22 protein-coding genes are annotated in these 25011 nt (G+C 47.8%); 14 read left to right on the top strand and 8 right to left on the bottom strand.

The window, feature by feature from the left end:
• Positions 1-10: 10 nt before the first annotated feature.
• From mltG to ACTHTY_RS06750, 3 genes are all read left to right on the top strand, one after another.
• Positions 11-1006 (top strand): endolytic transglycosylase MltG, encoded by a 996-nt coding sequence (mltG, locus tag ACTHTY_RS06760; protein ID WP_293192752.1) that lies wholly within the window; start codon positions 11-13, stop codon positions 1004-1006.
• 67 nt (positions 1007-1073) lie between these two features.
• On the top strand, positions 1074-1700 hold the full coding sequence (tmk, locus tag ACTHTY_RS06755; RefSeq protein ID WP_311475708.1) for a dTMP kinase: 627 nt from the start codon (positions 1074-1076) through the stop codon (positions 1698-1700).
• A 263-nt stretch (positions 1701-1963) separates the two neighbouring features.
• A complete protein-coding gene (locus ACTHTY_RS06750) occupies positions 1964-3244 on the top strand; it encodes a malic enzyme-like NAD(P)-binding protein (protein ID WP_440366937.1) in 1281 nt (426 codons plus the stop codon).
• Positions 3245-3545: 301 nt separating this feature from the next.
• Here ACTHTY_RS06750 and ACTHTY_RS06745 read toward each other — a convergent pair whose 3' ends face one another.
• The 7 genes from ACTHTY_RS06745 to ACTHTY_RS06715 all read right to left on the bottom strand — a co-directional run bounded on the left by ACTHTY_RS06745 (position 3546) and on the right by ACTHTY_RS06715 (position 11223).
• Positions 3546-4889, bottom strand: coding sequence for an aldehyde dehydrogenase family protein (locus tag ACTHTY_RS06745; protein ID WP_440366935.1), 1344 nt, complete (start codon positions 4887-4889; stop codon positions 3546-3548).
• A gap of 79 nt (positions 4890-4968) precedes the next feature.
• Complete coding sequence (locus ACTHTY_RS06740; protein ID WP_440366933.1) at positions 4969-5628, bottom strand: MarC family protein; 660 nt, start codon at positions 5626-5628, stop codon at positions 4969-4971.
• Position 5629: 1 nt separating this feature from the next.
• Positions 5630-6781 (bottom strand): rod shape-determining protein RodA, encoded by a 1152-nt coding sequence (gene rodA, locus ACTHTY_RS06735; RefSeq protein ID WP_440366931.1) that lies wholly within the window; start codon positions 6779-6781, stop codon positions 5630-5632.
• Positions 6774-8822, bottom strand: a complete 2049-nt coding sequence (gene mrdA, locus ACTHTY_RS06730; protein ID WP_440366930.1) for a penicillin-binding protein 2 — start codon at positions 8820-8822, stop codon at positions 6774-6776. The genes rodA and mrdA overlap by 8 nt, the downstream gene beginning before the upstream one ends.
• A 4-nt stretch (positions 8823-8826) precedes the next feature.
• Positions 8827-9327, bottom strand: coding sequence for a rod shape-determining protein MreD (gene mreD / locus ACTHTY_RS06725; protein WP_188209836.1), 501 nt, complete (start codon positions 9325-9327; stop codon positions 8827-8829).
• Positions 9328-9331: 4 nt separating this feature from the next.
• The gene (gene mreC, locus ACTHTY_RS06720) at positions 9332-10174 is read right to left on the bottom strand and encodes a rod shape-determining protein MreC (RefSeq protein WP_440366927.1); all 843 of its coding nucleotides are present in this window, start codon (positions 10172-10174) and stop codon (positions 9332-9334) included.
• A gap of 11 nt (positions 10175-10185) precedes the next feature.
• Positions 10186-11223, bottom strand: a complete 1038-nt coding sequence (locus tag ACTHTY_RS06715; RefSeq protein WP_070459838.1) for a rod shape-determining protein — start codon at positions 11221-11223, stop codon at positions 10186-10188.
• 225 nt (positions 11224-11448) lie between these two features.
• On the opposite strand from ACTHTY_RS06715, the gene gatC reads away from it, so the two are divergent.
• The 6 genes from gatC to ACTHTY_RS06685 all read left to right on the top strand — a co-directional run bounded on the left by gatC (position 11449) and on the right by ACTHTY_RS06685 (position 17495).
• Complete coding sequence (gatC, locus tag ACTHTY_RS06710) at positions 11449-11739, top strand: Asp-tRNA(Asn)/Glu-tRNA(Gln) amidotransferase subunit GatC (protein ID WP_070646789.1); 291 nt, start codon at positions 11449-11451, stop codon at positions 11737-11739.
• Between the two features lie 150 nt (positions 11740-11889).
• Complete coding sequence (gene gatA, locus ACTHTY_RS06705; RefSeq protein WP_440366925.1) at positions 11890-13338, top strand: Asp-tRNA(Asn)/Glu-tRNA(Gln) amidotransferase subunit GatA; 1449 nt, start codon at positions 11890-11892, stop codon at positions 13336-13338.
• Between the two features lie 15 nt (positions 13339-13353).
• On the top strand, positions 13354-14229 hold the full coding sequence (locus tag ACTHTY_RS06700) for a VirK/YbjX family protein (protein ID WP_440366923.1): 876 nt from the start codon (positions 13354-13356) through the stop codon (positions 14227-14229).
• A 27-nt stretch (positions 14230-14256) separates the two neighbouring features.
• Positions 14257-14877: a trimeric intracellular cation channel family protein gene (locus tag ACTHTY_RS06695; protein WP_128581776.1), complete on the top strand. Its 621-nt coding sequence runs from the start codon at positions 14257-14259 to the stop codon at positions 14875-14877.
• Between the two features lie 101 nt (positions 14878-14978).
• Positions 14979-16409 carry an Asp-tRNA(Asn)/Glu-tRNA(Gln) amidotransferase subunit GatB gene (gene gatB / locus ACTHTY_RS06690; RefSeq protein WP_440366920.1) on the top strand — a complete coding sequence of 477 codons (1431 nt, stop codon included), beginning with the start codon at positions 14979-14981 and terminating at the stop codon, positions 16407-16409.
• An 81-nt stretch (positions 16410-16490) separates the two neighbouring features.
• Positions 16491-17495 carry an FAD-binding oxidoreductase gene (locus tag ACTHTY_RS06685; RefSeq protein ID WP_440366918.1) on the top strand — a complete coding sequence of 335 codons (1005 nt, stop codon included), beginning with the start codon at positions 16491-16493 and terminating at the stop codon, positions 17493-17495.
• A gap of 239 nt (positions 17496-17734) precedes the next feature.
• Here the strand turns inward: ACTHTY_RS06685 and ACTHTY_RS06680 are convergent, their stop codons facing one another.
• Positions 17735-19843, bottom strand: coding sequence for a LysM peptidoglycan-binding domain-containing protein (locus ACTHTY_RS06680; protein ID WP_440366916.1), 2109 nt, complete (start codon positions 19841-19843; stop codon positions 17735-17737).
• 156 nt (positions 19844-19999) lie between these two features.
• Here ACTHTY_RS06680 and ACTHTY_RS06675 point away from each other — a divergent pair, with 156 nt between their 5' ends.
• The 5 genes from ACTHTY_RS06675 (at position 20000) to ACTHTY_RS06655 (ending at position 24967) form a co-directional block, all read left to right on the top strand.
• On the top strand, positions 20000-20659 hold the full coding sequence (locus ACTHTY_RS06675; protein WP_440366914.1) for a class I SAM-dependent methyltransferase: 660 nt from the start codon (positions 20000-20002) through the stop codon (positions 20657-20659).
• 43 nt (positions 20660-20702) lie between these two features.
• Positions 20703-21530, top strand: coding sequence for a bifunctional DNA-formamidopyrimidine glycosylase/DNA-(apurinic or apyrimidinic site) lyase (gene mutM / locus ACTHTY_RS06670; RefSeq protein WP_440367037.1), 828 nt, complete (start codon positions 20703-20705; stop codon positions 21528-21530).
• Positions 21531-21594: 64 nt separating this feature from the next.
• Positions 21595-22380, top strand: coding sequence for a 1-acylglycerol-3-phosphate O-acyltransferase (locus tag ACTHTY_RS06665; RefSeq protein WP_440366912.1), 786 nt, complete (start codon positions 21595-21597; stop codon positions 22378-22380).
• A 189-nt stretch (positions 22381-22569) separates the two neighbouring features.
• Positions 22570-23307 (top strand): redoxin family protein, encoded by a 738-nt coding sequence (locus ACTHTY_RS06660; RefSeq protein WP_004520136.1) that lies wholly within the window; start codon positions 22570-22572, stop codon positions 23305-23307.
• 253 nt (positions 23308-23560) lie between these two features.
• Positions 23561-24967, top strand: coding sequence for a dihydrolipoyl dehydrogenase (locus ACTHTY_RS06655; RefSeq protein WP_440366910.1), 1407 nt, complete (start codon positions 23561-23563; stop codon positions 24965-24967).
• Positions 24968-25011 lie beyond the last annotated feature (44 nt).

Below are 25011 nucleotides of genomic sequence, written 5' to 3'. Positions count from 1 at the left end.
GAATCCTACCATGCTGAAAAAATTGTTGAAATGGCTGGCCGTATTTTTGACGGCATTTGCCGCCGTGGTTGCCGCATTGTTATTTGTTCCGAAAGACAACGGCAAACCATACCGTATCACCATTACCAAAAACCAAGGTATTTCTTCCGTCAGCCGCAAACTGGCTCAAGACGGCATCGTTTATAACCGTTATGTGCTGGTAGCCGCCGCATATGTGATGGGCGTACACAACCAACTTAATGCCGGCTCTTACCGCCTATCTTCCAAAGTATCGGCTTGGGACATTTTAAAACGCATTAAAAAAGGCCGTCCTGACTCGGTCAGCGTGCAAATTTTGGAAGGCGCGCGTTTTGCCCAAATGCGCCGTATTATCGACAATACTGCCGATATTGCCCACGACACGCGCGGTTGGAGCGATGAGAAACTGATGGCCGAAGTGGCGCCCGATGCCTTGAGCAGTAATCCTGAAGGACAGTTTTTCCCGGATAGTTACGAAATTGATGCCGGTGGCAGCGATCTTCAAATTTACAAAATCGCCTACCGTAAAATGCGGGAAAACCTACAAGAAGCATGGGACGACCGTCAAAGCGGCCTGCCTTATAAAAATCCGTACGAAATGCTGATTATGGCGAGTTTGATTGAAAAAGAAACCGCACACGAAGACGACCGTGCCCATGTTGCCGCCGTATTCGTCAACCGCCTGAATATCGGCATGCGCCTGCAAACCGACCCGACCGTTATCTATGGCATGGGCGATGCGTATAAAGGCAGAATCCGCAAAGCCGACCTGCAACGCGATACGCCTTACAATACCTACACGCGCAGCGGTTTGACACCGACGCCGATTGCGCTTCCCGGCAAGGCAGCGCTTGAAGCGGCGGGTCATCCGTCTGATGAAAAATATCTGTATTTCGTCTCAAAAATGGATGGTACGGGCTTGAGCGAGTTCAGCCACAATCTTTCTGAACACAACGCTGCTGTACGCAAATATATTTTGAAGAAATAAACCGAATAGGCCGTCTGAAACATTTATAATCCCTGTTTCAGACGGCCTTTAAATTGACGATATCCATATGAAACCTAGATTTATCACCCTTGACGGCATAGACGGCGCAGGCAAGTCCACCAACCTCGCCGTAATGAAAGCATGGTTTGAAAAGCACAAACTACCCGTATTGTTTACGCGCGAACCGGGAGGCACTCCGGCCGGAGAAGCATTGCGTGAAATCCTGCTCAATCCTGCCACCCAAGTCAGCCTGCGTACCGAAACCCTGCTGATGTTTGCCGCCAGACAACAACACTTGGAAACAGTTATTCTGCCTGCCTTAAAAAACGGCACGCATGTCGTTTCCGACCGCTTTACCGATGCAACGTTTGCCTATCAAGGCGGCGGACGAGGCGTTCCCTTGCAAGATATTGCCACGCTTGAGCATTGGGTGCAGGGCGATTTTCGTCCAGATTTAACTTTGCTGTTGGATGTGCCTTTGGAAGTGTCAATGGCGCGCATCAACCAAACGCGTGAGAAGGACCGCTTTGAACAAGAAGAAGCCGAGTTTTTCAATCGGGTGCGCGAAGTGTATCTGCAACGTGCTAACGAACAGCCGGAACGCTATGCCGTCATCGACAGCAGCCAAAGTCTGGACGCGGTAAAAAATCAGATTGAAACCGCGCTAGACAGTCATTTTGGATTGAATGTTTAAGTTTAAATAAAATGCCGTCTGAAAGAAGGGTAGTGTGGCGAAGAAATATTATTACAGAAGTTTTTAGACATAAAACCAAATAAAACGAAATATCAAAACAAATGTAATAAATATCGGTATGCGCCACCAAAAGAACATGATAAAATTACGGTCCCTTACAAAGCCGGACTGTTAACAACCCGACTTTAGAAAATTTAAACGTCTGAAGCAGCCTGTTTCAGACTTGTTCGCTGTAAAATCTCTCTCGCAAACAGGATCGATAAATGGAAAATTCATTAAAAGAAGCCGCCCTGCAGTTCCACGAATTCCCCGTGCCGGGCAAAATCTCCGTTACCCCAACCAAATCTCTGGCCACTTCTAAAGATTTGGCGTTGGCGTACTCTCCGGGCGTAGCCGCTCCTTGTATGGAAATCCATGCCGATCCGCAAACTGCCTACAAATACACTGCCAAAGGCAATTTGGTTGCCGTGATTTCCAACGGTACCGCAGTGTTGGGTTTGGGCAACATCGGCGCATTGGCCGGTAAACCTGTAATGGAAGGCAAAGGCGTATTGTTCAAAAAATTCGCCGGCGTTGACGTATTCGATATCGAAATCGATGAAAAAGACCCACAAAAATTGGTGGACATCATCGCTTCTTTGGAACCGACTTTCGGCGGTATCAACCTCGAAGACATCAAAGCGCCTGAGTGCTTCTACATCGAACGCGAATTGCGCAAACGTTGCAAAATCCCTGTATTCCACGACGACCAACACGGTACTGCCATCATTACCGCTGCCGCTGTATTGAACGCTTTGCGTTATACAGGCCGCAAAATTGAGGAAGCGACTTTGGTGTGCTCCGGCGCAGGTGCCGCAGCGATTGCCTGCTTGAACCAATTGCTGGATTTGGGTTTGAAACGCGAAAACGTGACCGTTTGCGACTCCAAAGGCGTGATTTACAAAACTCGCGAAGACAAAGACCGTATGGACGAGTCCAAACAGTTCTACGCCATTGAAGATAACGGCCAACGCGTATTGGCCGATGCCGTTAAAGGTAAAGATATCTTCTTGGGTCTGTCCGGCGCAAATCTGCTGACGCCTGAAATGCTGAACACCATGAACGAAAAACCAATCGTGTTCGCCATGGCAAACCCGAATCCGGAAATCCTGCCTCCATTGGCAAAAGAAACCCGTCCGGATGTGGTCATCGGTACCGGCCGTTCAGACTTCCCGAACCAAGTAAACAACGTATTGTGCTTCCCATTCATCTTCCGTGGCGCATTGGATGTCGGCGCGACCACAATCAATGAAGAAATGAAACGCGCTTGCGTGTATGCACTGGCAGATTTGGCAATGGAAGAGGTAACTGAAGAAGTGGTTGCCGCTTACGGTAAGAAATTCGAATTCGGTGCGGAATACCTGATTCCTACCCCATTCGATTCCCGCCTGTTGCCTCGCGTTGCTACAGCTACTGCTAAAGCAGCAATGGAAAGCGGCGTGGCTACCCGTCCAATCGCCGATTTGGATGCGTATGCTGCTAAACTGGCCAGTTTGAAATTGTAATCCGGTAAGTAGTATTTGATTGAAAATGCCGTTTGAAAGTTGTATTTCAGACGGCATTTTTGTTTATTGGGTATTTTATAGAGAGTTTAATGAAACGGTTGGAATGATAAACATGGTAAGCTGCCGATTCAAAATGGGCGTGGAAATATGAATTGCTTTCTAAAATAGGTTTCTTATTTTTGAGCCGCTTTGATTTTGCAGAATTGGTATGGGTTTTAAATACAACATTTATGCCAGTCTTTAAAAAAACATCAGGCCGTCTGAAATTGGGTTTTCAGACGGCCTGAGTTAATGAAACAGTTTATTTTTGCCAATAGGTTTTGACGTTGACGAATTCGTACAGTCCGAATTCGGATAGTTCCCGTCCGTAGCCTGAATCTTTGACGCCGCCAAAGGGGAGGCGCAAGTCGCTGCTGGTGTGGCGGTTGATAAAGACAGAGCCTGCTTGGATTTTTTCAGCGTATTGCCATGCGTTTGCCGTGTCGGCTGTGTAGATACAGGCGCCGAGGCCGAAAGGTGTGTCATTGGCAAGCGCAACGGCGTGATCCGGATTGTCGGCGCGTAAGATCATGGCGACCGGGCCGAAGACTTCTTCGTGCCAAACGCGGCAGTTTGGATTGACTCGATCCAAGACGGTAGCCGGGTAAAACCAGCTTTGTCCATCAGGAATATAGCCGCCGCTCAAGCATTGCGCGCCGTGTGCAACTGCATCTTGAACCTGCTCGTGCACGTTTTGGCGCAGGTCTTGGCGGTGAAGTGGGGCAAGGGTGGTGTTCGGGTCTTTGGGGTTGCCGGTTTGCAGTTTGGCGCACTCAGCAAGGAAAAGCGGGATAAACTGTTCGGCAATATCTTGGGTAACGATGATGCGTTTGGCGGCATTGCAGGATTGTCCGGCATCACGGAAACGCGAATAGCAGGCATCGATGGCTGCACGTTGCAGATCGGCATCGGGCAGGATGATAAACGGATTGCTGCCGCCTAGTTCAAGGACAGTTTTTTTCAGATGTCTGCCTGCATGTGCGGCCAGCAAGCGGCCGGTATGGGTCGAACCGGTAAATGCCATGGCATCGGTATCTTCAATGGCTTTAAGCGTGTCTTCATGGCTTAACCATGCGCCGATAAGCGGCAAACCTTTTGGAACAAGACCGAAGAGGGTTTCGCTGACGCGGGCGACACTGGGCGCAGGTTTGACTGCACAAGCATTGCCTGCACAGAGGGCAGGGATGGCAAATCGTAAAATCTGCCAAACAGGATAGTTCCACGGCATGACTGCCAAAACAACGCCCAAAGGCTCGAAGCGGACTTGGCTGAGGCTGGCTTGGGTGGCGATGGTTTTATGGGCTAGCAGTTCGGGTGCGAGGTGGACGTAGTAGCGGATAAGCTCGATGGATTTGCTGATTTCGGCACGACATTCGTGCAGGCAACGGCCGACTTCTTCGCAAACCATTTCGGCGAGGCGTTCTTGGTTTTGGGCGAGGCTGTCGGCAAATTGCTGTAAGAGGGTAGTGCGCTCGGTAATGCTTGATTGGGCGAAGGTTTGCTGAAGGGTTTGGAGGCGGTTTAATTCGTCGGTAAATTCAGTGTAGCTTTGTGCTGGTCGGCGGCAAATGGTTTCACCGGTAAAGACATGGGTACTGTGAAACATGGTTGGCTCCTTTGTTTTTATGTTTTTATGAGGCCGTCTGAAAATGTTTCAGACGGCCTTTTGTTGTGATAATTGTACTTCAAGCGACCAGTTGGGGGAAAATGGATTTTAAGCCGGCAACAATAATCTCTACGGAAATGGCGGCAAGCATCATGCCCATAATGCGGTTGAGGATGGTCAGGCCGGTCGTGCCCAAGCGTTTGCTGATGCGTCCGGCAACGATCAGGATGAGATAGCAAATCAGGCTGACCAGAAAGCCGGAGATGATAATTAGGGCAATATCGCTGTAATTTTTGGCGGCAGAGGAGTAAATGATGACGGTAGAGATACCGCCGGGGCCGATGGTAATCGGAATGGCAATGGGTACGACGGCAATGGCTTTTTCATTGCGGCGGACTTGTTGCGCACTTTGATGTTCTTCTGAATGGGGATCAATTTGGGGTTTGGCAGGATTGTCGTTGCCGTTCATTAAGGATATGGCAATCAGCAAAACCAGAATACCGCCGCCGACTTGGAAGGAGCCGACGCTGATGCCGAGTACTTTCAACAAGATACCGCCGCCCAGTGCAAAGACGACAATCACGATGAAAACGGCTAGTGCGGCAGTACGCGCAATTCTGCGTTTTTCTTTGGTGCTGTGGTCTTGCGTCAGGTCAAGATAAATCGAGAGTGCGCTGAAGGGGTTGATCAGTACAAGAAGTGCAACGAGAAGTTTGCCGATTTCTACACCTAATTCCATATTATTCCTTGCTTGAAGTCAGGTCGTCGTTGTCTATATTACGACGACGGAGGTTTTTGTGTTCATTGGCAATACCCATCAACAGGGCGAGCACCACCATGATGGAAAGCGTAGCCGTACCGCCGTAGCTGACCAAGGGGAGGGGGACGCCGACAACGGGCAAAATACCGCTGACCATGCCCATGTTTACAAAGGCATAGCAGAAAAAGGTCATGGTCAACGCGCCTGCCAGAGTACGGCTGTAAAGGGATTGCGCTTGCGCGGCAATCCACAATCCGCGTGCCAAAATGATAAGGTAAACCAGCAGCAAAAGGATATTGCCGATCAGGCCGAACTCTTCGCCGAATACCGCGAAAATAAAGTCAGTCGTTGATTCGGGAATATAGTCCAAATGGGTTTGCGTACCGTTGAGCCAGCCTTTGCCCCATACACCGCCCGAGCCGATGGCAATCATGGATTGGATGATGTGGTAGCCTGCGCCCAACGGGTCTTTGGTTGGGTCGAGCAGGGTGAGAACACGGGTTTTCTGGTAGTCGTGCATGCCGTAGTTCCATAAGAGCGGCATGGCGGCCACAAAGGCAATAATAGCGGCAAAAATAGCTTTCCAAGGCAATCCGGCAAAGAAAATAACAAAAATGCCCGAAGCCATAATCAGCGCGGCTGTACCGAGGTCGGGCTGTTTCAAAATCAGGGCGACAGGAACAAGAATCAGCACGAGGGCGACAATATAATGTATCCATTTCAGACGGCCTTCATAGCGTTGGAAATACCACGCGACAGTCATGGGAATGCCGATTTTCATGATTTCGGAAGGCTGGATACGGGTAAAGCCGAGACTCAGCCAACGGGTCGAGCCGTTGACGGTAACGCCGGCGACTTCGACGCCAATCAACAGTAATACGCCGACAATGTAAACAGGTAGGGCAACTTTGGCAGCCGTTTGCGGCTTGAATACGGCGATAATCCATAACAGGGCAAAGCCCAAAACGGTATGGATGGTTTTGTTTTCCAATTGGCCGAACTCTTGCCCGTCTGCAGAATAGAGCAGGAACAGGCTCATGATGTAGATGGCGAGCATGGCAAAAAACAGCCAAGGGTCAATCGGGGCTGCAATGGTGGATTTGAAATTTTTCCACGCTGATGTGTTATTCATGATGAACCTCCGGCTGTGAGGCAGGGCTTGTCGGAGTCAGTCCGTAGGCAGATTGGAAAATGCTGGTAATAGGCTGATGCTTGTCCGTTGTTTCAGTTTTGGCCGAATCTGACTCAAGGCCGTCTGAAAACTGTTGCGGCTTGACGTGAAGCATATAAAAATCAGTCATTTCACGGGCCAATGGCGCGGCATACGCACCCCAGCCGCCGTTTTCCAAAATAACGGCAATGGCGATTTCAGGTTTTTCCAATGGCGCAAACGAGATAAACCATGCGTGGTCGCGGTGTTGTTCGCGCAGGGCTGCGGCATTGTAGCGGCCGCCTTGTTTAATTTGTACGACTTGGGCCGTACCGGTTTTGCCGCCCATTGTGTAAGAGAGTCCGCCACCGATACGGTGCGCCGTACCGCCCGGTTTTAATACCTTCTCCATTGCGCGTTTGACGTATTCGAAGTTGTCGGCTTTGAACGGAATTTGACGTTCGGGATTAGGATTGATACGGGTAATTTTGCGCGCGCCGAAATCCAATATTTCTTTGACCAAATGCGGCTGATGGACAACACCGTTGTTGGCTAAAGATGCTGTCGCATGTGCCATTTGCAAAGGCGTATAGGCATTGTAGCCTTGGCCGATACTGACGGAAACCATTTCGCCGGCGCGCCATTCTTTGGCAGTCGGGTCGGAAGATTTGGCAAAGCGTTTGGCTTTCCATTCGCGGCTGGGCAAAACGCCTGTGTATTCGCTGGGCAGATCAATGCCGGTTTTCTGGCCGAAACCGAATTGCGCCAGATACGGAGAGGTTTTATCGATACCCATTTCATAGCCGAGACGATAGAAGAAAGTATCTGAGGATACTTGAATGGCTTTGCTCAAGTTGGCCGAGCCGTGACCGCTGCGGACGGAGTCGCGGAAGATATGGCGGCTGCCGGGTATGCTCCATGCGCCGGGAGCGGGGACGATGGTGTTTTGAGTGATTTTGCCGCTTTCCAACAAGGCCATGCCCATAAAGGGTTTGAATGTAGAACCCGGCGGATAAAGGCCTTGGGTAACGCGGTTGATCAAAGGCTTTTTCCAATCGTCATTCAGCATTTTCCAAGTATCACTGTCGATGCCGTCAATAAAGAGGTTGGGATCAAAAGAAGGTTTGGAAACAAATGCCAAAACAGTGCCGTCTTGCGGATTGATGGCCACCAATGCGCCACGGCGGTCGCCTAAAATGCGGTCGGCTTCCTGCTGCATACGAATATCCATGCCCAGGCGCAAGGTTTGCCCCATTTTGGACGGGACATTTTTCAATACGCGGACGATATTGCCGTAAGCGTCTTTTTCGACTTCCTGATAGCCTGGAATGCCATGAAGCTGGTGTTCGTAATATTTTTCCAAGCCGGATTTGCCGATGTGCGTACTGCCGCGGTAGAGGGCGGTCAGGCCTTCTTCTTCCAGCATTTCTTTGTCTTTGTCGCTAATACGGCCGATGTAGCCTAAGAAATGGGAGGTCAGTTTGCCGTAAGGATATTCGCGGAATGTGCGTGAGTTGACCTCTACGCCTTTGAATTCACGCAAATGTACGGACAAACGGGCTGCCTCTTCATCGGTCAGCCTGAGCTTGAGCGGAATATTTTCAAATTTTCGATAGCTTTCGCGGTATTTTTTAAAGCGTTTTAAATCTGTCGGCGTGATATCGACGTATTTTTTCAATGCTTCAATGACATCTTCCATCTTGCCTTCAATGCGGCTGGGAATAACTTCGAGTGAAAAGACAGGATAGTTTTTGGCCAAAGGAACGCCGTTGATATCGACAATTTCGCCGCGTACGGGCGGCGTTGGAATCAGGGTAATGCGGTTGCTTGATGCTTGACCGGAAAATTCATTGTGTTGAGTTACTTGCAGGTAAAAGAACCGCGCCAGCAAAATGGAAAAGAAGATGACAATCAGGATAAAGGCAACGAGCAGGCGCAACAAAGCATCGGCTTGTGCTGCCTGAGCAGAAGGTTTTTTGGTATGTTGACCACCGGAAAGACGGCGTGGAAGAATCGGTTTCATCTTTTCAGTGGGAGCGGTAAATACGGGTCACAATCAGCATCAGTTGGCTGAGTATCGGCCAAAGCAGTACGCCGACAAATGGGGCAACAAAGCCTTGCAAAGTGATGACCTGATGATTAAGGAACAAACGGGCAACAGTTAAGACGGCCTGATTGAGAAGCAGCGCAGCCAAGACAGCGGCCAATTGCATAATGTGGCCGTAAAGCATGATCTGGCGGCGGCGGTTTAAAATGAAATAAGTCATCACGACGTAAGACAGGGCATGTAAACCCAAAGTCGCGGCGGTTGCTGCATCGACAATCAGACCGATGGCAAAAGCCAGTCCCATGCCTGCGCGTTGCGGTTGGTGCAATGTCCAATACAGCAACATCAGTGCCGTCATTTCAGGCAGCCAGAAGAATCCGTCAAAGGAAAACGGCATAAAGTCCAGTATCATCATCACAATGAGACTGGCCGCCATGATGTGCAGCGGTACTGCACGGTAAGAATCGTCAAAATCGTTCATGAAATCAGCGTGGGGAAGAAGGGCCGGAAGAAAGTACCAAGACAAAACGGCTGCTGCGTAAAGCGGCCAAAGGCGTCAGTTGCGTATCGTAATAAGGTGTTCCCGATGCGCGGACAACCTTGCTGACGGTTGCAACGGGAATCCCCGCCGGATAAGTACCATCCAGGCCGGAAGTCAGCAGAATATCGCCGGGTTTCAAGTCTGAGCCGGTTGGAAAATAGCGCAAATCCAAACCGTTGCCATTGCCGTATGCCAAATTGCGTTCACCGGTGCGGCTGACGGCTACGGGGACAATGCTTTGTCCACTTGAGATCAGTTCAATTTCCGCGCTTTGTGTGTGAACTTGTGTCAACAGGCCGATCAAACCGCTTTGATCGATGACTGCATCGCCAACTTTCAAACCGTCTTGGCTGCCCTTGCCGATAATCAGTCTTTCGGAAAGCGGATCTTTGCCATTGGAAATGACTTCCGCACCGATAACGTTGTGAATGCCTTTTTGTTGCAAACCGTATAGTTTTTTTAATTCGCGCAATTCATCAGTATTGACTTTATCTCGCTGCAAATCAATTTTCAGACGGCCATTTTCTTCCAGAAGTTGGCGGTTTTGTTCCAAGAGCTCGGATTTGGACTGGGAGAGGTCGGCAAAATATTGATAAAGTTGAACAGGTTGATTTGCCAGCCATTGAACAGGATAGAGCATGGGCATTACTGCAGCACGTACAGGCTGCATCAATGAAAAGCGGTAATCTGCCACCATCAGGCCGGCAGCCAGAGCGATATAAACGACAAAACGAGGCAACAGCTTAGAGCCTTTTGCCTCGTCAAAGCGCAAAGAAGAGCGTTCCATAACCATCTACCTTATGGGTTTTCCGTAAACACGGTATCCCATTTGCCAATATAGTCCAAAGCCTTACCGGCACCATAGGCGACGCAGTTCAGAGGCTGGTCGGCAATACCGACGGGCAGGCCGGTTGCGTCGGCCAAGACGGTATCGATACCGTGCAGAAGCGCGCCGCCGCCGGTCAGCATAATACCGCGGTCGGCGATGTCGCCGGCCAGTTCGGGCGGAGCCTGTTCCAAAGCCAGACGGACGGCACGGATGATTTGATTCACCGTTTCACTCAATGCTTCACGGATTTCATCTGAAGTAACTGCCAAGGATTTAGGCGTACCTTCGGCCAGATCGCGGCCTTTAATACGCATGGCTGTTTCGGTTTCAAAGCCCGAGGCAGAGCCGATTTGTTTCTTCAATTCTTCGGCTGTAGCTTCGCCAATTAAGACACCGCGATGGCGGCGCAGGTAATGGATGATGCTTTTATCGAATTCATCGCCGGCTGCGCGGACAGAAGCAGAATAGGCCATACCGCCCAGTGAAAGAATACCGATTTCAGTCGTACCGCCGCCAATATCGACAATCATCGAACCTGCCGCATCTTCAATCGGCAAGCCCGCGCCCAAAGCGGCGGCCATCGGTTCTTCAATCAAATGCACGCTTGCCGCGCCGGCAGCAAACGCTGAATCCAAAATCGCTTTACGTTCCACTTGGGTAGAGCCGCCCGGAACACAGATAACCACACGAGGCGGAACCAAAGACCGTCCTTCGGTGGCTTTTTTAATCAACATACCCAGCATACGCTCGGTAATCACAAAATCAGCAATCACGCCGTCCCTCATCGGGCGGACGATTTCAATATTGCGCGGCGCACGGCCCTGCATTTTTTTTGCTTCCGTGCCCACGGCCATAATTTTACTTTTATTGCCTGCGCCGGATTGAATCGCAACCATGGACGGCTCATCCAAAACAATCCCTTTGCCGCGTACAAAAATCAGCGTGTTGGCCGTGCCCAAGTCGATGGCAATATCATTGGAGAGGAAACGAGATAAAAGACGAAACATTAGGATTCCTGAAATTCCGGCCCAGCCCGGATGTGTTTAGCGTTATTTAAAATAAGAAAAACAGGTACACGGTTTTAGACGGATAAATGCGACTTTAAAAGGCCGTCTGAATTAAAACACCATGCCAACCTGTTTGGTTTTCGGTTATAATTCTTCGCTTCATAGAAGACGAAATGCAATGATACCCCAAACCTAAGAGGCATTGCTATCAGACAAGGATTTTTTATGGCTTTAAGCTTAAATGATGTGGAAAAAATCGCAAAACTCTCGCGCCTCACTTTAACGGACGAAGAAAAAAACAAAATGCTTGCCGAGTTGAACGACATTTTCGCCATGGTTGAAAACATGCAAAGCGTCAATACCGACGGCATCGAACCCATGGCGCATCCGCACGAAGCCGCTTTGCGCCTGCGCGAAGATAAAGTGACTGAAACCGATCACGCTGCCGAATATCAAGCTGTTGCCCCCGAAGTGCGCAACCGCCTGTATATCGTTCCTCAAGTAATTGAAGAATAAGGTTTCAGACGGCCTTTGCTTATCGGCAAGCCCCTATTGCAAGGCCGTCTGAAAGGATACTTTGTTCAGACGGCCCGATTTATTGATTTAAACGGATGTTTTCAATATCTGTTTTGAAAGCAAAAACTGTTTTATAGAAAGTACGGCACAATGACCGCTTACACGCTCAAACAAGCCAGCAGCCTGCTGCAATCCAAACAAATTTCCGCAGTCGAATTGGCGACCGAATATTTGGCCGCTATTGCTGCGAAAAACCCTGCCATCAACGGCTACGTTACCATCGATCAAGATAAGACCCTTGCTGAAGCCAAAGCAGCCGATGCGCGTATCGCGGCCGGTAATGCAACGGCTTTGACCGGTGTGCCAGTTGCTTACAAAGATATTTTCTGCCAAACAGGTTGGCGCAGTGCATGCAGCTCCAAAATGTTGGATAACTTTGTTTCTCCTTATACTGCCACTGTGGTGCAAAACCTGTTGGATGCCGGCATGGTTACTCTTGGCCGTACCAATATGGATGAATTTGCCATGGGTTCGACCAATGAGACTTCATTCTACGGCGCAACCAAAAACCCGTGGAATCTTGAACATGTTCCCGGCGGTTCGTCAGGCGGTTCGGCTGCCGTGATTGCGGCGCGTTTGGCACCGGTTGCGTTGGGTTCGGATACCGGCGGTTCTATCCGTCAGCCTGCATCGCATTGCGGTATTACCGGCATTAAGCCGACTTACGGTACGGTTTCACGCTTCGGTATGGTTGCCTATGCTTCCAGCTTTGACCAAGCCGGCCCTATGGCGCAAACGGCCGAAGACTGCGCGATTTTGTTGAACGCCATGGCCAGCTTTGACGAGCGCGATTCCACCAGTTTGGAACGCGACAAAGAAGACTATACCCGTGATTTGGACAAGCCGCTCAAAGGTTTGAAAATCGGTTTGCCTAAAGAATATTTCGGCGAAGGCGCGGATGCCGATGTTCAGACGGCCTTGCAAAGCGTTATTGATTTGCTCAAAGCACAAGGCGCGGAGACTGTTGAGGTTTCCCTGCCGCAAACATCATTGTCGATTCCTGCTTATTACGTTCTCGCCTCTGCTGAAGCAAGTACCAACTTATCCCGTTTCGACGGCGTACGTTATGGCCACCGTGCAGCGCAATTTGGCGATTTGGAAGAAATGTACAGCAACACTCGTGCCGAAGGTTTCGGCAGCGAGGTCAAACGCCGTATCATGATCGGTACTTATGTATTGAGCCATGGTTACTACGATGCTTACTACCTGAAAGCGCAAAAATTGCGCCGTCTGGTTGCCAATGATTTTCAGACGGCCTTTGGTCAATGTGATTTCATTTTGGCGCCGACTGCGCCGACTGCCGCGCCGAAACTTGGCAGCGACATCCACGACCCTGTCCAAATGTACTTGTCCGATATTTACACCATCGCCGTGAACCTTGCCGGTTTGCCTGCACTGACTCTGCCTGCCGGTTTCGGCGCAAACGGCCTGCCGATTGGTGTGCAATTTATCGGCAACTATTTCTCCGAAGCCAAAATTTTTGGTGCCGCACATCAAGTTCAGCTGAGCAGCGATTGGCATACTAAAGCACCGGAGTAAGTGCAGGGAGTCTATATGCCTGAAAAGTTTTCTTTTCCAGGATTTAAAACTGTTTATCAGAATGCGCCAAAGTTTAAAACGCAGCATTTAAAATTTACATTGAGGACATTGTGGTATCGTAAAGAAATTAAGGCATTTGAGCAGTTTGTAAATACTTCGAAAATATGCCAAAGTTTTTTTAGTCAAATGCCTCAAGATGCCTATCCTTTGATACATGAATTTGTTGATAAACAATTTAGTGGTGCCGATAGATTAAAAATTATGCAGTCAGATTTTGAGGCTGCAGAAAAGCTTTTTGGAAAAGAAAGAGTAATGGGTATGAAAACCCGTTCCTTTCATATTGTTTTGGCAAAACCTTCAGACGGCCTTGAGATTTGGCTTAACCGAAATGACAATTGTGTCGATGAGGGAATGTGGTCTCTTTCTTTGCGGGAAGACGGTGGAAAACGGCTGTATATGGCAACTTTTGCCTTTGTAAATAATATGCTGCTTGCCGCCTCTCTTCAGGGGCCTGCAGGAGAAGAGGCGAAAGATATAGTCCGGAGCTTAACTAAGAGGCTGCATGGATTGCGTCCTCAGCAACTGATGGTGCATGCATTGCAATATTTTGCTATTGCACTAAAGCTGGATGGTGTGATTGGTATTACACAAGATAGGCAAGTTAAGCTACGTTGGCGCTTAAAGAAACGTGTCAAAATGAATTATGACCAATTTTGGCAAGAGCATGGTGCCCAAAAAGGTGTTGATGGATTATGGCATCTGCCAAAAGAGCCGATACGTAAGGACTTTGAGGAAATTGAAAGCAAAAAACGGTCTATGTATCGTAAGCGTTATCAGATGTTAGATGAAATAGAAATGCAAATAAGAAATGTTTTAGCATCTACAAATTAAACTATCATCTGACGAGTAATACATGTTATGAATACAACCGACTTCATCCAAATCATTGGGACAGCCGCATTTGCTATTTCCGGCTATTTGGTCGGCTACAACAAGCGATTGGATGTGCTCGGTGTCGTCATTACCGCGTTACTGACGGCTGTCGGCGGCGGCATGATACGCGATGGTTTGGTCGGCCGGATTCCGCAAGTGTTTTTGCAAACCGATGCGCTGATAGTCGTGTTTGCCACGCTTGCCATTGCATGGTTGATAAGGGTGCAACGTTATCGCAGCACCTATTTGGCCGCTGCTTTTATTATTGCCGATGCTATCGGTTTGGCAGCGTTCAGCATTACCGGTGCACAAATCGGTATGGCCTTGCAGCTCAATCTGTTCGGCGTTATTTCTTTGGCTTTTGTGACTGCCGTCGGCGGCGGTATTGCGCGCGATATTTTGGTTAATGATGTGCCGATGATTTTGCGCACCGACCTTTACGGCAGCGTAGCCATTTTGATTGGCGGGCTGATTTATCTGTTCGGGCATTTGGGCTGGATTAATATTTTTACGTTAAACCTGCTCTTTGCCGGCGGATTGTTGTTTCGCTTGACTGCATACCGTTTCCATTGGCAACTGCCTGGTTTCCAACGCCGCAGGAAATAAACTTATCTTGTCAGACGGCCTGTTATGGTTTCTTATTCAGGCCGTCTGAAAAACGAATCACTCATTTAACCGATTAACTTTTTTTCGACAGAAAGACCCTTATGACTTGGGAAACCGTAATCGGACTGGAAATCCACGTCCAACTCAACACCCAATCCAAAATCTTCAGCGGCGCATCCACTGCATTCGGTGCCGAGCCTAATGCCCACGCCAGCGTGGTTGAGTGTGCGTTGCCGGGCGTATTGCCGGTAATGAACCGCGAAGTCGTCGAAAAAGCCATCAAACTCGGTTTGGCTTTGGATGCGAAAATCAATCAGAAAAACGTGTTCGACCGTAAAAACTATTTTTATCCTGATTTGCCGAAAGGCTATCAAATCAGCCAGTTGGATTTGCCGATTGTTGAACACGGCAAACTGGAAATCGTGGTGGGCGATGAGGTTAAAACCATCAATGTTACCCGTGCGCACATGGAAGAAGATGCGGGTAAATCCGTGCACGAGGGTTTAAACGGTGCCACCGGTATTGACTTGAACCGTGCCGGTACGCCTTTGTTGGAAGTTGTCTCCGAGCCTGAAATGCGTTCTGCAGCCGAAGCCGTGGCATACGCTAAAGCGTTGCACGGTTTGGTGACTTGGCTGGATATTTGTGACGGTAATATGGCGGAAGGCTCGTTCCGTGTTGATGCCAACGTTTCTGTACGTCCAAAAGGCCAGGCCGAGTTCGGTACACGCCGTGAAATCAAAAACCTCAACTCTTTCCGCTTCTTGGAACAAGCCATCAATTATGAAGTGGAAGCGCAAATCGAAATCTTGGAAGATGGCGGTAAAGTACAGCAGGCAACCATGTTGTTTGACCCTGAAAAAGGTGAAACCCGTGTGATGCGTTTGAAAGAAGATGCGCACGATTACCGCTATTTCCCAGATCCAGATTTGCTGCCGGTCATTATTTCAGACGGCCAGTTGCAAAAAGCCAAAGAGCAAATGCCTGAATTGCCGCATGAAATGGCGGCGCGTTTTGTTGCCGACTACGGTGTGTCTGACTATGATGCGCGCCTGTTAACTGCCAGCCGTGCTCAAGCTGCCTATTTTGAAGAAGCGGCCAAAGCCTGCAGCCAAGGTAAATTGACGGCGAACTGGATGAACGGCGAGCTTGCCGCCACCTTGAATAAAGAAGGTTTGGAATTGGCTGAAAGCCCGATTACAGCTCCACGCCTTGCTGAGTTGGTTGCTAAAGTTGCAGATGGAACATTAAGCAGCAAATTGGCGAAAAAAGCTTTTGAAGCAATGTGGGCCGAGCCTGAAGCAGGTATTGCTGAAATCATCGAAAAACATGGTTTGCAACAAATTACCGACACTGGCGCAATTGAAGCGATGGTGGATGAAGTGTTGGCAAATAATGCGAAAGCCATTGAGCAATTCCGTTCCGGTAATGAGAAAGCCCTGAATGCGATTGTCGGTCAAGTGATGAAAGCAAGTAAAGGCAAGGCCAATCCGGCTCAGGTTCAAGAGCTAATTAAAGCTAAATTAGCTTGATAGATAGGACAGGCCGTCTGAAAAATAGGTCTTATTTTTCAGACGGCCTTTGTTTTTGATAATAAATTTATTCTAAATACCATGACACATACCATTACCTTACCAGATCAAACTACATTTACGGCGAATGAGGACGAAACTGTTCTTGCTGCCGCAACCCGTCAGAATTTAAATTTGCCTCATTCTTGCAAAAGCGGTGCTTGCGGGCAGTGTAAGGCCGAGTTGATTAGTGGCGAATTTGAAATGGGCAAGCATATTGATAAAGCCATCAGTGAAGAAGAAAAAGCGCAGGGTAAAGTGTTATTGTGCTGTACCACTGCGAAGAGTGACCTCAAAATTAATGTACCGGGTTTTAATCAAAATGCTTTACCAGTACGCACATTGCCGGCACGTATTGAAAACATTGAAATCAAACACGATGTTGCTTTGTTGAGATTGGCTTTGCCTAAAGCGCCGTCATTTGCATTTTATGCCGGACAATATATTGATTTGCTGTTTCCCGGCAATATCAGCCGCAGCTATTCAATCGCTAATTCGCCTGACCAGGAAGGTGTTTTGGAGCTGCATATCCGCAAACGTGAAAATGGCGTATGTTCGGAAATGATTTTTGGTGCCGAGCCTAAAATCAAAGAAAAAGGCATTGTCCGCGTTAAAGGCCCATTGGGTACGTTTACTTTGCAAAAGGACAGCGATAAACCGATTGTTTTGTTGGCAACGGGTACAGGCTATGCACCAATTCGCAGTATTTTGCTTGATTTGATTCATCAGAATAGCGAGCGTCAGGTTCATTTTTACTGGGGAGCACGTCAGCAGGAGGATTTGTACGCATTGGAAGAGGCAGAAGCATTAATAGGCCGTCTGAAAAATGCGAAATTCTCGTCTGTTCTTTCTAAGCCTGATTCCGATTGGAAAGGGGAGAATGGATACGTGCAAAATGTTGCCGCACAAAATTATCCTGATTTGAGCCAATACGAAGTTTATGCTTGCGGGTCACCAGCCATGACGGAGAATGCGCAAAGTTTGCTGACTCAAAAATGTGCTTTACCGGAAGATGCTTTTTTCTGTGATGCTTTTTCACCGGCATAGGAATATATTTTACGGAATTCATATGTTTGGATAAGGGTATTTAGCATAGAGTTTGACGACAATTCGTTTGAAGAAGAGAGTGTGTTTTTGCACACTCTTTTTTTATACAGTAATTTTCAAAAAATATTTTTATCTTTAAGTAAAGACCATTCTGTTTGTTATCAAACATTAACTTGATTATCTATCATCAAGAAAAAGGCCATCTGAATCTTTCAGACGGCCTTTTTTTGAAGTAAGTATTAGCTACCCATCAGTTTTAAACGTTGACCAGGGGTCACAGTACGGGTATTGCGGTTCCAACGACGAATATCATTAACATCAACATTGAAACGGCTGGCAATGGTGTTCAAAGTATCGCCTTTGCGTACAGTGTAGGAAACGTTTTGAATCGGGTTGCCGCGGACTTTTGCCGGAGCAGCTGTAACACGGAGGATTTGGCCTTTTTTGATATTGTTGCCTTTAATGTTGTTGGCAATAATCAAATCGGCTACGCTCAAGTTGTAACGTTTGGAGATGTTAAACAATGTATCGCCATCTTCCACGCGGTGTGTGCCTGCTGCAAGTGCTGCGGTTTGTGTGTTTTGTTGGCCATTTACACGAGCAAGACGCGCATTGATGCGTTGTTGTTGTTTAGCGGTATTGGCTGCGATACGTGCGGTACGAGCGCTTTCGGCAGTAACAACAGTTTGAACTTGTTTGGCTTCAGAAGTCGCTTCAGCAACAGTCGCTGCAGGTTCCTCTGCAGGTCGGCTTTGTACAAAAGCCATCAGGTCATCATGCTCTTCTTGAAACGGAGCAACAGCAACAGATTCGACTGCTGGAGCAGGGGCTACATCGTTTGCGGCAACAGTCGGTGCAGTCAAGTCGGCAGGGATAGCTGCTTTTGGTGCTTCAGCAACATTTGTGGCAGCAGGCTCAGCAGCAGTATGGGTCATGGCTACAACAGGGGCTGCTACATCCGCATTTGCAACTTGAGGTTGTGCTTTAGTTTCTGTTACCGCTACGGAAGTAACGTTTTCAGCTTTGCTACGTGCAATAAAGTCAACCGGTTTGCTGGACTGTGGAACAACAGGCGCAACAATATTGGTCACGGTATTTTGAGCAACTTTAACCGGTTCTGCTACGCTGGAAGCAATAATTGGAGACATAGCCGGCATATTGGATTGGTAAGTATCCGGCGTATTGTCTTTGTCGATAAAGTTAATAATGTCTTGACTTGGGGTAGCTGAGTTTTTAGCCACCAAAATGCTGCGGCCTTCAGAAATGGCGCTACCGCTCAGGCCATTGAGGCGTTTGAGTTCGGCTACGCTCATGCCGGTATCGTTGGCAATGGCATTAAGTTTTTTGTTGCCCAAAGAAGTATAGATATCCCAAGACATCAGAGTATCTGGATTGGCATTGCGGTAGTTCTTCTCAAATGCGGAAACCGCAGAAACCGGCAACAACAGACGACGATTGTTTTTAGGGATAAATACCGGGGCATTGAAACCTGGGTTGAGTGCCAACAGTTCGCTTTCGCTGATGTTTGCAAAACGAGCGATTGTGCTGTTATCAATAGGTTTGTCGATGCTGACAGATTTGAAATACGGCTGATTGCTGATTTCGCTGATATTCATGCCAAAAGTTTGCGGATTGGCAACGATATTACGTACGGCCAAAAGTTTGGGGACGTAGTTGCGTGTTTCGTTCGGCATACGCAGATTTTCGTATGTCGGTTCCAAACCTTGCGCGCGGGCGCGGTTGACAGCGCGTCCGACATTACCTTCGCCCCAGTTGTAAGCGGCAAGCGCCAAAGACCAGTCGCCGAACATACCGTGCAGGTATTGCAGGTAGTTCAATGCGGCATCGGTAGCGGCGTAAATATCGTGGCGGCCGTCATACAAAGGTGTTTTTTCCAAGCCGAAGTGGCGGCCGGTAGCCGGCATAAATTGCCACAGGCCGGATGCGCCGACGTGTGATTTGGCTTTGGTTACGAATGCGCTTTCAATGAAAGGCAGCAAAGCGATTTCAGCAGGCATATTGCGTTTTTTAACTTCATTAGCAATATGGTACATATAAGGTTTGCTGCGAGAGATGGTGCGGTCGAAATATGCACTGTTTGCAGCAAATTTGTTTTCATGGCGGCGAACCAGTTCTGTGTTGACTTCGTTGATGCGGAAGTCTTTACGCAACGATGCCCATAAGCTACCGGAGCCGAAGGTTTGTGCTTTGGCTTGGTCGAGCAGGGCGGAGTTGAGGCGCATCATGGCCATGCCGACTTGGTTGGGCGTAGCGTTTTGCGCATAGGCTGTGGCGGAAACCGCCGACAGGCTTGAAACGGTCAGAGCGATGGTTTTTAGTTTTGCCATAGTAAATAAAGTTATCAAATATATAATAAAATTTCGTCTTTTTGATAGTATCGTTTCAGCATTTAAACGTCAAGTCGAGCAGGGAATTTGCTTGTGTGATGTGGTCGTGGTGTTAAAATTCTGTCACACAAGTCGGGATGCATAGGGGAGCCTTTAATGGAAGTTTTTTTTATGCAAACGCCAATGGGGCAATATCTTGCTCAAAAAGAGGCGGATTTTTTCAGACGGCATTTGCAGCATTTGAATAGGCAGGTGGCGGTTCAATTGGGCGGTGTATGGCAGAGGCCGTCTGAAAACATGCTTGTAGTGCCTCGCGATGTGCGGATGGATGCTGAAATGTTGGCATTTGAAACGCATTCCGTGGATGTGTTATTGATGCCCCATCTTTTGGAAGTTTCATCTGCAGATTTGGTGTTGCAAGAGGCGTTTAGGATATTAAAACCTGAAGGCAGGTTGATTTTGACGGGGTTCAACCCTAAATCTTTGTGGGGATTGAGCTCGTGGTTTGATGGTAAAAGACTGCCTATGAAATCTCAATGCTTGGCTCTGGCTGAGTTGAAACGAAAAATTGCGGATATTGGTTTTGAAATGGAATATGGGCAGTTTATGGATTATCTGCCTGCTGTGAATTCGCCTTCTGCTTTGAAGTTTTGGAGGTTTATGGAAAAGGCAGGGGATAGGTGGTGGCCGCAGTGTGCAGCGGTTTATGGGATGGTGTTAACGAAACATTTGATTGGTGTCCATCCTTTGCCTGAATTGGAATCTGCATTCGTTGGCAATACGGTTGCTTTAAGTACGGCACGTTTGGCCGAATAGTTTTCAGACGGCCTATATATAATGATGAATTTGGAGAATAATGATGCCTGAATTACCTGAGGTGGAAACGACTTTACGCGGAATTGCGTCGCATATTGATGGCAAGAAGATAGAAAAAGTCATTATTCGCCAGTTTAAATTGAGATGGCCTATCCATCCAAACTTGGCGCAAATTTTGGCTGGGCGCAAAGTTTTGGCATGCAACCGGCGTGCGAAGTATTTGATTATTACTTTTGAAACGGGTATTTTACTTATTCATTTGGGTATGTCCGGCAGTTTGCGGATTTTTACCGCCGATGATGAGCGTATCGCCACTCCGGATAAACATGATCATTTAGATTTTGTATTTGATGACGGCACCGTATTGCGTTATCACGATCCGCGTAAATTTGGTGCGGTATTGTGGTATGAGGGTATTGCCGAACATCATCCACTGTTGGAAAAGTTGGGACCGGAGCCGCTCTCGGGTGATTTTGATGCAAATTACCTGTATCAGAAATTGAAAACCCAAAAGCGTGCAGTCAAGTTAGCACTGATGGATAATGCGGTGGTGGTTGGCGTTGGTAATATTTATGCGAATGAAAGTCTGTTTAAGGCAGGTATTTCGCCAGTGCGTCCGGCGAATAAGCTGACCAAGAAAGAATGCGCATTATTGGTAGAAACCGTTAAAGCGGTTCTGCAAAGGGCAATTGAAACGGGCGGCAGTACGCTGCGAGACTTCGTTAATAGCGATGGCAAAAGCGGCTATTTCCAGCAGGAATATACGGTCTATGGCCGTCATAACGAGCCTTGCGTTCAGTGTGGCGGGTTGATTTTTAAAGCAACTTTGGGGCAGCGTGGAACATTTTATTGTCCAAATTGCCAGAAATAGTTTCAGACGGCCTTAAATGTCAGAGGCCGTCTGAAAATAATGAATACCATACAGAAGAAATTTTATGTCTAAACAAAAAGCTCCTTTTTTAAAACGATTGGGCAGACTTTGCCGTTTGGCGGCTTGGTTGTTCCGAACCGGCCGGAATTTGCGTGCCATCGATGGTAATAATGCAGAGGAACGCAATCATGCTGTGGTTGTTTTGGGAAAAGGCGCATTGGATGCTTTGGATATTGAATTGGAAATCGGCGTACCGCCTCAAGGCAATGTGAGCGGTACATTGGTAGTGGCCAACCATGTTTCTTGGTTGGATATTTTTGCCATGAGCGCCGTTTATCCGAGCAGTTTTATTGCCAAGCAGGAAATCAGCGGTTGGCCGGTTTTGGGAAAAATGGGTAAAAATGCCGGCACGGTGTTTATCAACCGCAATTCCCGCCGAGATATCGAGCCGATTAACCAGGCGATTTGTGCGGCATTGAAAGCAGGGCAGAATGTAAGTTTTTTCCCCGAGGCGCGCACTTCTTCCGGCTTGGGTATTTTGCCGTTTAAAGCTGCCCTGTTCCAATCGGCTATTGATGCGAAAGCGCCGATACAGGCGGTAACCTTACGCTATTATGATGACGAAGGACAACGGACGGATCTGCCATCCTATGCGGAGGTAAACTTGTTTCAATCTTTATGGCGCATTGTTTCGATGAAGAAAATCCGTATCCGTTTGGATTTCTCGCCTCAATACAAACCGACAGATATGCCTGATAAAGACCGCTATGCTTTGAAGGATATTGCGGAAACAGCCATCGGCGAAATTGTGGCTTCGGATTCGCCCGTTCAGCCCTTACCTAAAAAATAATTTCAGTCAGGTACTTGTTTTATTTCAGATGGCCTTTATTTAGATGAATAGCTGTTTTCGGTTTAATTGAATTGATAGTTTGATGTAATTAATATTATTTGAACTATAAATTATACAAATCGATAGGCCTGCATTAAAATGCAAGCATTGATTCATTTCTCTAACCCGAATTTTTAAAGGAGCTTAAAAATGGCTTTGCAAGATCGTACCGGTCAAAAAGTACCTTCCGTAGTATTCCACACTCGCGTTGGCGACACTTGGAAAGATGTTTCTACTGATGATTTGTTCAAAGGCAAAAAAGTAGTCGTGTTCTCTCTGCCTGGCGCATTTACTCCAACTTGCTCTTCTTCTCACCTGCCACGCTACAACGAATTGTTTGGTGCGTTCAAAGAAAACGGTGTTGACGCAATCTACTGCGTATCTGTAAACGACACTTTCGTAATGAACGCTTGGGCTGCTGAAGAAGAAGCCGACAACATCTACATGATCCCTGATGGCAACGGTGAATTCACTGAAGGCATGGGCATGTTGGTTGACAAAGAAGACTTGGGCTTCGGTAAACGCTCTTGGCGTTACTCCATGCTGGTTAACGACGGCGTGGTTGAAAAAATGTTTATCGAACCTGAAGAACCAGGCGATCCTTTCAAAGTGTCTGACGCTGACACTATGTTGAAATATATTGCTCCTGACTGGAAAGCTCAAGAGTCTGTTGCCATCTTCACTAAACCTGGCTGCCAATTCTGTGCTAAAGCTAAAAAAGCTCTGCAAGACAAAGGTTTATCTTACGAAGAAATCGTATTGGGCAAAGATGCAACTGTTACTTCCGTACGCGCTATTACTGGCAAGATGACTGCTCCTCAAGTATTCATCGGCGGTAAATACATCGGCGGCAGCGAAGACTTGGAAGCTTACTTGGCTAAAAACTAATTGCCTGTATGCTTGAGACGGCTTGAAAAGGCCGTCTGAAAGACCCAAATATAGAGTTATTCAGACGACGTTTGCAAATCGGCGTTCTGAATAACTCTATATTTACAAGTAGAATTTGAGATTATTGTTTTAAATCGATATTTAGGTATTGACTATTGATTTTTAAATTTTGATAGTTTGTGAAGTTTAGGCCGTCTGAAAACGGATAACCTGATGGCAATATCGGTTTGGATATAGACAGTAAGGATAAAATATGAAAAAGATTCAAGCAGATGTGGTAGTACTGGGTGGCGGTACAGCCGGTATGGGCGCATTTCGCAATGCCCGACTTCAAACAGACAATGTTTACCTGATTGAAAACAATGTATTCGGAACAACTTGTGCGCGTGTCGGCTGTATGCCGTCCAAATTGCTGATTGCGGCTGCGGAAGCGCGCCATCATGCTCTGCATACCGATCCGTTTGGCGTGCATTTGGATAAAGACAGCGTAACGGTAAACGGCGAAGAAGTCATGCACCGCGTGAAGTCCGAACGCGACCGTTTTGTCGGTTTTGTAGTCAGCGATGTAGAAGAGTGGCCTGCCGACAAGCGTATTATGGGTACGGCAAAATTTGTTGACGAACACACCGTCCAAATCGATGACCATACTCAAATTACTGCAAAAAGTTTTGTGATTGCTACAGGTTCGCGCCCTGTGATTTTCCCTCAGTGGGAAGTTTTGGGCGATCGCTTGATTGTGAATGATGATGTTTTCTCTTGGGATACCCTGCCTAAGAGTGTGGCCGTATTCGGCCCTGGTGTAATCGGCTTAGAGTTGGGTCAGGCTTTGCACCGTTTAGGCGTAAAAGTTGAAATTTTTGGCGTGGCAGGCGCTATTGGCGGTATTTCCGACCCTGTTGTTGCTGAAGAAGCCAAAGCTGTTTTTGGCGAAGAGTTGGCTTTGCATTTGGACGCTAAAACCGAAGTCAAACTGGATGCGGAAGGCAATGTTGAAGTTCATTGGGAACAAGATGGCGAAAAAGGTGTGTTCGTTGCCGAATATATGCTGGCAGCCGTAGGCCGTCGTCCGAATGTGGACAATATCGGTTTGGAAAACCTGACTATCGAGAAAGATGCGCGCGGTGTACCTGTTGCCGATCCGCTGACCATGCAAACCAGCATTCCGCACATCTTTATCGCAGGCGATGCATCCAATCAATTGCCTCTGCTGCATGAAGCTTCCGACCAGGGCAAAATTGCCGGTCATAATGCCGCTATTTTCCCGAATATTGAGGGTGGTTTGCGCCGTAGCGTAATCGGCGTGGTATTTACCAGTCCGCAAATTGCCACTATCGGTTTGAAATACGCGCAAGTTGCAGCGAAATATCAACCTGATGAGTTTGTAATCGGCGAAGTTTCATTCCGAAACCAAGGCCGCAGCCGCGTTATGTTGGTAAACAAAGGCCATATGCGTTTGTATGCTGAGAAAGCGACCGGCCGTTTCATTGGTGCGGAAATTGTCGGCCCTGCTGCCGAACATTTGGCACACTTGATGGCTTGGGCGCATCAAATGAAGATGACGATTCCGCAAATGTTGGATATGCCGTTCTACCATCCGGTTATCGAAGAAGGTCTGCGTACTGCATTGCGTGATGCCGATGCAAAATTGAAACAGGCTTGATTAGTTGATGGAATAAAGGCCGTCTGAAACTCGTAGTGAGGTTT

It is taken from the genome of Neisseria sp. P0019.S002 (assembly GCF_051957155.1).
GTDB lineage: Bacteria > Pseudomonadota > Gammaproteobacteria > Burkholderiales > Neisseriaceae > Neisseria > Neisseria perflava.
This window is presented reverse-complemented; position numbering and strand designations above follow the sequence as displayed.

What these genes read in the sequence shown, in the direction of transcription:
- mrdA (WP_440366930.1), bottom strand. Translation starts at nt 8,822, where the DNA reads ATGAAACCGATTCTTCCACGCCGTCTTTCCGGTGGTCAACATACCAAA.
- ACTHTY_RS06750 (WP_440366937.1), top strand. Translation starts at nt 1,964, where the DNA reads ATGGAAAATTCATTAAAAGAAGCCGCCCTGCAGTTCCACGAATTCCCC.
- ACTHTY_RS06685 (WP_440366918.1), top strand. Translation starts at nt 16,491, where the DNA reads ATGACACATACCATTACCTTACCAGATCAAACTACATTTACGGCGAAT.
- ACTHTY_RS06675 (WP_440366914.1), top strand. Translation starts at nt 20,000, where the DNA reads ATGGAAGTTTTTTTTATGCAAACGCCAATGGGGCAATATCTTGCTCAA.
- ACTHTY_RS06695 (WP_128581776.1), top strand. Translation starts at nt 14,257, where the DNA reads ATGAATACAACCGACTTCATCCAAATCATTGGGACAGCCGCATTTGCT.
- rodA (WP_440366931.1), bottom strand. Translation starts at nt 6,781, where the DNA reads ATGAATAACACATCAGCGTGGAAAAATTTCAAATCCACCATTGCAGCC.
- ACTHTY_RS06745 (WP_440366935.1), bottom strand. Translation starts at nt 4,889, where the DNA reads ATGTTTCACAGTACCCATGTCTTTACCGGTGAAACCATTTGCCGCCGA.
- mltG (WP_293192752.1), top strand. Translation starts at nt 11, where the DNA reads ATGCTGAAAAAATTGTTGAAATGGCTGGCCGTATTTTTGACGGCATTT.
- ACTHTY_RS06700 (WP_440366923.1), top strand. Translation starts at nt 13,354, where the DNA reads ATGCCTGAAAAGTTTTCTTTTCCAGGATTTAAAACTGTTTATCAGAAT.
- ACTHTY_RS06660 (WP_004520136.1), top strand. Translation starts at nt 22,570, where the DNA reads ATGGCTTTGCAAGATCGTACCGGTCAAAAAGTACCTTCCGTAGTATTC.
- tmk (WP_311475708.1), top strand. Translation starts at nt 1,074, where the DNA reads ATGAAACCTAGATTTATCACCCTTGACGGCATAGACGGCGCAGGCAAG.
- ACTHTY_RS06715 (WP_070459838.1), bottom strand. Translation starts at nt 11,223, where the DNA reads ATGTTTCGTCTTTTATCTCGTTTCCTCTCCAATGATATTGCCATCGAC.
- mreD (WP_188209836.1), bottom strand. Translation starts at nt 9,327, where the DNA reads ATGAACGATTTTGACGATTCTTACCGTGCAGTACCGCTGCACATCATG.
- gatA (WP_440366925.1), top strand. Translation starts at nt 11,890, where the DNA reads ATGACCGCTTACACGCTCAAACAAGCCAGCAGCCTGCTGCAATCCAAA.
- mutM (WP_440367037.1), top strand. Translation starts at nt 20,703, where the DNA reads ATGCCTGAATTACCTGAGGTGGAAACGACTTTACGCGGAATTGCGTCG.
- gatC (WP_070646789.1), top strand. Translation starts at nt 11,449, where the DNA reads ATGGCTTTAAGCTTAAATGATGTGGAAAAAATCGCAAAACTCTCGCGC.
- gatB (WP_440366920.1), top strand. Translation starts at nt 14,979, where the DNA reads ATGACTTGGGAAACCGTAATCGGACTGGAAATCCACGTCCAACTCAAC.
- mreC (WP_440366927.1), bottom strand. Translation starts at nt 10,174, where the DNA reads ATGGAACGCTCTTCTTTGCGCTTTGACGAGGCAAAAGGCTCTAAGCTG.
- ACTHTY_RS06680 (WP_440366916.1), bottom strand. Translation starts at nt 19,843, where the DNA reads ATGGCAAAACTAAAAACCATCGCTCTGACCGTTTCAAGCCTGTCGGCG.
- ACTHTY_RS06665 (WP_440366912.1), top strand. Translation starts at nt 21,595, where the DNA reads ATGTCTAAACAAAAAGCTCCTTTTTTAAAACGATTGGGCAGACTTTGC.
- ACTHTY_RS06655 (WP_440366910.1), top strand. Translation starts at nt 23,561, where the DNA reads ATGAAAAAGATTCAAGCAGATGTGGTAGTACTGGGTGGCGGTACAGCC.
- ACTHTY_RS06740 (WP_440366933.1), bottom strand. Translation starts at nt 5,628, where the DNA reads ATGGAATTAGGTGTAGAAATCGGCAAACTTCTCGTTGCACTTCTTGTA.